The organism is Psychroflexus sp. MBR-150, assembly GCF_053628795.1.
In genome coordinates, this window is the sequence record NZ_JBRJHB010000044.1 from 1 (window position 1) to 2,183 (window position 2,183).

The window sequence follows — 2,183 nt, forward strand, 5'->3', positions numbered from 1 at the left end:
ACCAATGAGACTCTCATCTCAATTACAGTTATGTTACTTGTTTTCAATGAACTTAATCACTATCTTGTATCCCCAAGTAACGCAGGACACACAACACTACTGCCAACAATGGCTATAAGTAATTGCTAGTTCTCGCCTACTTCTGAAAATCCGCGAGGATTTTCAGTTTGGTGTGTACTTGTAAAGTTAACTGCAAAACCACGCAACTACTCATAGCCGAGACCGTTAGCACACATTAAAACCAACAAACGCATTGTATTTACAATAATTTTTCGTAATTTCAGCATTGAATCAAAAAATAAATGTTATGAACAAGTATGAATTATGGGAGCAAAAAGTTAATTGCGAAATCCCAAACAAGGAGAATCCATTTGACGAAGCTGGTTTACAGCACAACCAATTGATGGCAATTATCGAAGAAAAAGGTAATCCTAAAATGTCTTTGGATGAAGTTTATGAACTTTGCGACAATGTGCTGTATGAAAAATATAAAGAAGAATTAATACCTAATTACTCTTCAAAACAATTCGCCACACCAATAGTAAATCTTGACAGTCAAAGAGAGTATGAAAACTTTATTAATTCTCTTGACTTAGATAATCAGCTTAAAAAGTATTTATTTGAACTTTTTGATATTATGTTTAAATATGATGCAAAAAACCTATGTGATATAATAGGCGAAATAAAACGATTTGAATCAAATTTATTAAAAAATCACAAACCAAAAGATATAGAAAATGTCCTGATTACTTCTTCGGTAGGTCGTTATTCTTTAGCTTATTGGGATGACCGTTATGATCAAGGAGATATTACAGCTAAAGCATTTTGGAAGAAATTTTTTACTGGCGTTGCGGATGCAGTAGGTGCCACTGCTGGAGCAATTACTGGTTCTGCTACAGTTGTTGGTGGAATTGCTGGTGGTGTCGTTGGTGCAATTGGAGCAAGTTCAGGGTTTGCTAGTGTATGGGATGTTTTTGCAAACTAAAGAGAACATTATGAAAGTAATATTTTTTATATTTTTTATATTTTTTACTTTTTCAGCTTATGCACAGATAGACCCTGTTTGGTATAATTTGTTAATACCACACGATAAAGTTGAAACAATAAAAGATATGTTAAAAAAGGAAGGTGTTGATTTATCAATTGACACCTTACCTTATTTAATATTAGATTACAAGGATGACAAGTTTTTTCTAACTAAAAAGACTGAAAAGTCAAATATCAGGGCATTCAAGATTCTAAAAACCACAGCGAATTTTTATGTTGTTTGTAGTGATAATGTAGATTTATGTGAGTGTAAAGCCAATACATTCATTTATATAAAATCAAACGACAAACTACAACGGATTCAAAGACCTTTTAGCTTCTCTTTAAAGAGAAATATAATCAAAAGATTAGATGATATGGAATTAGATAAGCCTGAAGGTTATGAAGACTTATCATTTTGTGAAATACTTGAAAAGTTGTAACTGAACTCAACGTGTGCTAACAGCGTATATAGTTTATGGCGGAATTAGTGCCAAACCCAAAGTTTTTGTATTTTTAGAAACTTAAAACCTTAACCGAAAAATTTGCGCATTTTTGCCCGCCACAAACCATATACGCAAACCGTTGTAAGCAAGCTAAAAATCAGAACTACAAATGAAATTTACGAGTAGAAAAGACATATTATTTCAATTAATAGGATTTAGCATAATTGGATTTTTTATTGGAATTATTCTCTATAGAATATTCTCTAATGGAATTGAGAATTATAATTTTATGTGGACTGACATTTTTATGTTGGCAGTCGCAGGATTTTTAATTTGGTTAGGTTTGGGAACGAATTATGAACTAACACAAACTGAATTAAAATATAAAAGTGGTCCTATAAGGGGTAAAATTCAAATTGACAAAATCCACGAGATAATTATGGGAAAAACACTTTGGTCTGGATTAAAACCTGCAACAGCTCGAAATGGATTGATAATAAAATATGAAAAATATAATGAGATTTATATTAGTCCGAAAACCAACGATTCTTTTGTGAAAAAAATACTTGAATTAAATGGTAAAATAAAAATTACGAACGAATAAAAATATGAACGAAAAAGTCGAGTAGGTAAAGGGGAATCTCACCCCTAAACCTCTCACAGAACCGTACGTGATAGTCTCCCATCATACGGCTCTTCTTAACAAGTCTA

The 2,183-nt window shown here is 31.9% G+C and carries 3 protein-coding genes; all 3 read left to right on the forward strand.

The genetic code is table 11. The features are described 5' to 3' along the window. Window positions 1-307 precede the first annotated feature (307 nt). Complete coding sequence (locus ACSSV5_RS12200; RefSeq protein WP_454246096.1) at window positions 308-985, forward strand: hypothetical protein; 678 nt, start codon at window positions 308-310, stop codon at window positions 983-985. A 10-nt stretch (window positions 986-995) separates the two neighbouring features. Further along, window positions 996-1,469, forward strand: a complete 474-nt coding sequence (locus ACSSV5_RS12205) for a hypothetical protein (RefSeq protein WP_454246097.1) — start codon at window positions 996-998, stop codon at window positions 1,467-1,469. A gap of 172 nt (window positions 1,470-1,641) precedes the next feature. Continuing rightward, entirely contained in the window at window positions 1,642-2,076 is a 435-nt protein-coding gene (locus tag ACSSV5_RS12210; protein WP_454246098.1) for a PH domain-containing protein, read from the forward strand. Window positions 2,077-2,183: the final 107 nt, after the last annotated feature.